5 protein-coding genes and 2 tRNA genes are annotated in these 5902 nt (G+C 67.1%); 1 reads left to right on the top strand and 6 read right to left on the bottom strand.

Features of this window, described 5'->3' with window-relative positions:
- Window positions 1–42: 42 nt before the first annotated feature.
- The 5 genes from clpX to ACWGH4_RS29685 form a co-directional block, all read right to left on the bottom strand.
- On the bottom strand, window positions 43–1332 hold the full coding sequence (gene clpX / locus ACWGH4_RS29665) for an ATP-dependent Clp protease ATP-binding subunit ClpX (RefSeq protein WP_441263005.1): 1290 nt from the start codon (window positions 1330–1332) through the stop codon (window positions 43–45).
- 147 nt (window positions 1333–1479) lie between these two features.
- Window positions 1480–2190, bottom strand: coding sequence for an ATP-dependent Clp protease proteolytic subunit (locus ACWGH4_RS29670; RefSeq protein WP_441263006.1), 711 nt, complete (start codon window positions 2188–2190; stop codon window positions 1480–1482).
- A 42-nt stretch (window positions 2191–2232) separates the two neighbouring features.
- Complete coding sequence (locus tag ACWGH4_RS29675) at window positions 2233–2838, bottom strand: ATP-dependent Clp protease proteolytic subunit (protein ID WP_441263171.1); 606 nt, start codon at window positions 2836–2838, stop codon at window positions 2233–2235.
- A 328-nt stretch (window positions 2839–3166) separates the two neighbouring features.
- Window positions 3167–4564 (bottom strand): trigger factor, encoded by a 1398-nt coding sequence (tig, locus tag ACWGH4_RS29680; protein WP_453466354.1) that lies wholly within the window; start codon window positions 4562–4564, stop codon window positions 3167–3169.
- 150 nt (window positions 4565–4714) lie between these two features.
- Window positions 4715–4791: transfer RNA gene (locus ACWGH4_RS29685), tRNA-Pro, on the bottom strand.
- Window positions 4792–4933: 142 nt separating this feature from the next.
- Between ACWGH4_RS29685 and ACWGH4_RS29690 the strand changes: the two genes are divergently transcribed.
- A tRNA-Gly gene (locus ACWGH4_RS29690) sits at window positions 4934–5004 on the top strand.
- Window positions 5005–5179: 175 nt separating this feature from the next.
- On the opposite strand, the gene ACWGH4_RS29695 is transcribed toward ACWGH4_RS29690, so the two are convergent.
- Complete coding sequence (locus tag ACWGH4_RS29695; RefSeq protein WP_453466356.1) at window positions 5180–5722, bottom strand: DUF4262 domain-containing protein; 543 nt, start codon at window positions 5720–5722, stop codon at window positions 5180–5182.
- Between the last annotated feature and the right edge of the window lie 180 nt (window positions 5723–5902).

A 5902-nucleotide genomic window follows, 5' to 3' on the forward strand; every position in this document is an offset into this window, starting at 1 on the left:
GTCAACGACCGGGCGCCCCTTCGGCGTTCAGGAACGAAGGCGCTACGCGCTCTTCTCGTGACGGCCGTTGCCCTCGTCCTTGACGATGCGCGGGACCAGCGTCGGGTTGACGTTGTTGCGGACGACGTCGCGGGTGATGACGACGCGGGCCACGTCCTTGCGGGACGGGACCTCGTACATCACCGACTGGAGGACCTCCTCCATGATGGCGCGCAGACCGCGCGCGCCGGTGCCGCGGAGGATCGCCTGGTCGGCGATGGCCTCGAGGGCGGGGAGGTCGAAGTCCAGCTCGACGCCGTCGAGTTCGAAGAGGCGCTGATACTGCTTGACCAGTGCGTTGCGCGGCTCGACGAGGATCTTCAGCAGCGCCTCGCGGTCCAGGTTGTGGACCGAGGTGATGACGGGCAGACGGCCGATGAACTCGGGGATCATGCCGAACTTGACCAGGTCCTCCGGCATGACCTCCTGGAACTGGTCGCTCGCCTCGATCTCGCGCTTGGAGCGGATCGTGGCGCCGAAGCCGATGCCCTTCGCTCCCGCACGCGACTCGATGATCTTCTCGAGGCCGGCGAAGGCGCCGCCCACGATGAAGAGCACGTTCGTCGTGTCGATCTGGATGAACTCCTGGTGCGGGTGCTTGCGGCCGCCCTGCGGGGGCACGGAGGCCGTGGTGCCTTCCAGGATCTTGAGCAGGGCCTGCTGGACGCCCTCGCCGGAGACGTCACGCGTGATCGACGGGTTTTCGCTCTTACGGGCGACCTTGTCGATCTCGTCGATGTAGATGATCCCGGTCTCGGCCTTCTTGACGTCGTAGTCGGCCGCCTGGATCAGCTTGAGCAGGATGTTCTCCACGTCCTCGCCGACATAGCCCGCCTCCGTCAGCGCGGTCGCGTCCGCGATGGCGAACGGGACGTTGAGCATGCGGGCGAGCGTCTGGGCGAGCAGCGTCTTGCCGGAGCCCGTGGGGCCCAGCAGCAGGATGTTGGACTTGGCGAGCTCGATCGCGTCGTCCCGGCCCTGCGCGCCACCGTTCTCGCCCGCCTGGACGCGCTTGTAGTGGTTGTACACCGCGACCGAGAGGGCCTTCTTCGCGGGCTCCTGCCCGACGACGTATCCCTCGAGGAACTCATAGATCTCGCGCGGCTTGGGAAGTTCCTCCCACCGCACCTCGGAGGTCTCTGCGAGCTCCTCCTCGATGATCTCGTTGCAGAGGTCGATGCACTCGTCGCAGATGTACACACCGGGGCCTGCGATGAGCTTCTTCACCTGCTTCTGGCTCTTTCCGCAGAACGAGCACTTGAGCAGGTCGCCGCCATCACCGATGCGTGCCACGAGGTGCTTCCCCTTCGCCTGGGAGCGGCTTGGTTCAGCCGGCTCCTGGTGCCTCATATTCGACGGTACCTTGCCGAGCCCCCCGTACGGGCCCCCCTTGGCGCGGTTCACACATTGTCGTGTACCGCGCCAAGGGCGCCGGATCGGTCAGGCGGCCGCTGCGGCCGTGCTCTTACGGGTCGAGACGATCTGGTCCACCAGGCCGTAGGCGAGAGCGCCGTCGGCCGTGAGGATCTTGTCGCGCTCGATGTCGTCGCGGATCTTCTCGATCGGCGTCGTGGAGTGCTTGGCCAGCATCTCCTCCAGCTGCTCACGCATACGAAGGATCTCGTTGGCCGCGATCTCCAGGTCGGAGAGCTGCTCGCGGCCGGTCTGCGAGGACGGCTGGTGGATCAGCACACGGGCGTGCGGCAGGGCCATCCGCTTGCCGGGCGTACCGGCGGCGAGCAGCACGGCCGCGGCGGAGGCCGCCTGGCCCATGCACACCGTCTGGATGTCCGGCTTCACGAACTGCATCGTGTCGTAGATCGCGGTCAGCGCGGTGAAGGACCCACCGGGGCTGTTGATGTAGATCGAGATGTCACGGTCGGGGTCCATCGACTCCAGGCACAGCAGCTGCGCCATCACGTCGTTGGCGGACGCGTCGTCGATCTGCACGCCGAGGAAGATCACGCGCTCCTCGAAGAGCTTCGCGTACGGGTCGTACTCGCGCACGCCCTGCGAAGTGCGCTCGACGAAGCGCGGCACGACATAGCGGTTGTCCACCGCGGGGCCCGTGTAGAGGCCGCTCGCGGAGGCGCCGGAGTTTCCGGACAGACCGGGGATGCCGGGGAAGTTGCTCATGTGGGTGTTCACCATCCTGGTGGCGTTCGGCGGGCGGGGGCTCGGTGCGGCAGGCGCTCAGGCGCCGGTGCCGCCGCCGCCCGGGACGCCCGAGGCGGCGGAGATGATCTCGTCGATGAGGCCGTAGTCCTTGGCCTCGTCGGCGGTGAACCAGCGGTCGCGGTCACCGTCGCGGATGATCGTCTCGACGGTCTGACCGGAGTGCTGGGCGGTGATCTCCGCCATCCGCTTCTTCGTACGGAGCAGGTACTCGGCCTGGATCTTGATGTCCGAGGCGGTGCCGCCGAGGCCGGCAGAACCCTGGTGCATGAGGATGTCGGTGTTGGGCAGCGCGAACCGCTTGCCGGCGGCTCCGCCGGTGAGCAGGAACTGGCCCATCGACGCGGCCATGCCCATGCCGATCGTCACCACGTCGTTCGGGATGTACTGCATGGTGTCGTAGACCGCCATGCCGGCCGTCACCGAACCGCCGGGGCTGTTGATGTAGAGGTAGATGTCCTTGTCCGGATCAGCGGCAAGGAGCAGCATCTGTGCGGTGATCTTGTTGGCGATGTCGTCGTCGACCTGCTGGCCGAGGAAGATGATCCGCTCGCCGAGCAGCCGGCTGTAGACCTGGTCGCCGAGGCCACCACCGATGGAGGGCTCGCCGGCGGCATAAGGCATCAGATTCGTCACGTGTCCACCTGCTCGTCTCTGACGGCTTCGACCGTCTCAGCGTCTTCGTAACCGGGGGCGGGGACTCCCCTGCCCTCGTATTCATGGACCCTAACGCGCAGGTCGGACAGAGCCATCCCGCTTCCCGAACTGTTCGCTCGGAGCGCAAGGTCGACACTCCTCGCGGGGCACCGGCGAAGGCCCTGAGCGGGCCCTGAGGGAAGACCGCGAACGGGCCGGGAAAGGCCGTGCACGGACCTGTGGAGGGCCGGTGGTACGCATACGGGCTCCGGGCGCGTGGTCGCGTCCGGAGCCCGTAGCGGCGTCAGCGCGAGGCTCAGGCCTCGTTCTTCTCGCCGGTCTCACCCTCGACGGCGTCCTCGGCCGTCTCGGCGGCGGCCTCGGTCACCTCGGCCTCGTCCTCTTCGTCCTCGAGGTCGACGACCTCGCCGTTGGTGTCGACGACCTTGGCGGCCTCGACGACCACGGCCAGCGCCTTGCCGCGGGCGACCTCGCCGACGAGCATCGGCACCTGGCCGCCCTCGACGACGGCCTGGGCGAACTGGTCGGGGCTCATGCCGGAGGACTGCGCACGCCGCATGAGGTGCTCGGTGAGCTCCTCCTGGTTGACGTTCAGCTTCTCCTTGTTGACGAGCTCGTCCAGGATGAACTGGGTCTTGATGCCCTTGACCGCCTGCTCCTTGGTCTCGGCGTCGAACTCTTCCTCGGTCTTGCCCTGGATCTCCAGGTACTTGGCGAGGTCGAGGCCCATCTGGCCGAGCTGGTGGTGCTCAAGGTTGTGCTTGCGGGTCTTGACCTCGTCCTCGAGGAGCTTCTCGGGGATCGGGACCTCCGCCAGCTTCAGCAGCTCGTCGAGGACGCGCTCCTGGGCCTGGGTGGCCTGGTCGTACTGCTTCATGTTCTCGAGGCGCTTGCGGCTGTCGGCCTTCAGCTCCTCGAGGGTGTCGAACTCGCTCGCCATCTGGGCGAAGTCGTCGTCGAGCTCGGGGAGCTCACGGGCGGCGACGGCGGTGACCTTGACGGTGACCTCCGCGTCCTTGCCCTCGGCGGAGCCGCCCTTCAGCTGGGAGGTGAAGGTGGCCTCGCCGCCGGCCTCCAGGCCGGTGACGGCCTCGTCGATGCCGTCGAGGAGCTCGCCGGAACCGATGGTGTAGGAGACACCCTCGGCGACACCGTCGGGCAGGACCTCGCCGTCGACCTTGGCCTCGAGGTCGATCGTGACGACGTCGCCCTCGGCGGCGGCGCGCTCGACCGGGTTCGTGGAGGCGAAGCGCTCACGGAGCTGCTCCACGGACTTCTCGACGTCCTCGTCGGTGACCTCGACGGCGTCGACCGTGACCTCGATGCCGGAGTAGTCCGGGATCTGGATCTCGGGGCGGATGTCGACCTCGGCGGTGAAGGCCAGCGTCTCGCCGTCCTTCAGCTCCGTGATGTCCACCTCGGGCTGGCCGAGCGGGTTCAGCTCGGCCTCGTTGACCGCCTCGGTGTAGAGCTTGGGAAGGGCGTCGTTGACAGCCTCCTCCAGCACCGCACCACGGCCGAACCGCTGGTCGATCACTCGGGCCGGGATCTTGCCCTTGCGGAAGCCCTTGACCGTGACCTGCTGGTTGATCTTCTTGTACGCCGCGTCGAGGCTGTCCTTGAGCTCCTCGAAGGGCACCTCGACAGTGAGCCGAACCCGGGTCGGGTTCAGGGTCTCCACGGCGCTCTTCACGGTTCGGTCTCCTTGGTGGCTGACATCTTGGGGTACTGCTGGCGCCGGATTCGGCGATTCAGCGGATGGAGCCCGGCACATCAGACACACGGGCACACAGCCTGCATAGTAACGGCAAGCGGGAGGCGCCTCACAACGCGATCTTGCTGGTGGTCGGGGTGGCCGGATTCGAACCGACGACCTTCCGCTCCCAAAGCGGACGCGCTACCAAGCTGCGCCACACCCCGTCGGTGCGAACCGTAGGGTACATGCCCCGGCAGCGTGGACCGCCACCTTTACGGGCGCACAGAAACGGGGTGTGCGGCGAGGGCCCCGGACCCGCTACGATGCTTCTCGTGCCGCGGCCCTCGTGACCTGCGGTGCGAGCTTGCGGGCGTAGCTCAATGGTAGAGCCCTAGTCTTCCAAACTAGCTACGCGGGTTCGATTCCCGTCGCCCGCTCTTGATGGCTCAGGGCCGGGTCGGAGGTTCATCCTCCAGCCTGGCCCTGATGCGTTTCGGATCTTCGTTCCGCCCACGTGCCCGTTCGCGCAGGCCAGCAGGCACCCGCGTCTTCCCAACTGGCGCTTCAGGCGAAGGCCCAGCGCTTGACTCGGCCATTGAGACTCCACCGACCTCAGCTGATCTCCGCCCAAGGGCCGGTGGTCTCGCCTTTGGGCACCCAGAGCAGTGGTTGTCTCACACGGCAGTGCTCGTTCACTCCCTCGTCCCAGGGGAATCGACCAGCCTTGTCCGGCCAGAACAGCTGAGTGATCGGCAGTGGCGGGGTCTGGTAGAAGTCGATACCCGCGCCGAAGAAGTCGTGGTACCAGCTGGGATGCACGGGCCGGACCACCACGTCGTGGCCATTGAGGACGTCCCCCCGCCGCTGGTCGGGCTCGAGTGTGTTCCCGTCCCGGATCGCTGCCCCAGCGGCGTTCACCACACTCATCGCGGTCTGCGAGGGCAGGCCGAACACGCTGACCTCCGGACTGCGCAGTGTGTGCCAGAGACCGATTGAGTACCCCCAGTCGCCAGGGGCATCACCGCCGGCCACGCCCATGACGTGCCAACCGTAGTCCGCGACGTTCTTCGCGATGTGACGATCGCGTTCCTCCGACACGGGGCCACCCCATTCGGTCGGGGCACAGAGCAGGCAGAAGCAGGGGGACTCGTCCATCTGAGGAGACTAGCCTTGCCCGCTCACCAGGTTCTCTGGCCAATGGGCAGCCCGTGCCCCTTACGTGCCCGATCAGCCGGAGGGGCAACGGGGAAGCGCGAGGAAGAGCTACGCGGGTTCGATTCCCGTCGCCCGCTCTGTGCACGGCTCGGGCCCGGCCCGGTGATCATTCACCGGGCC

The organism is Streptomyces sp. NPDC054847 (assembly GCF_053610925.1).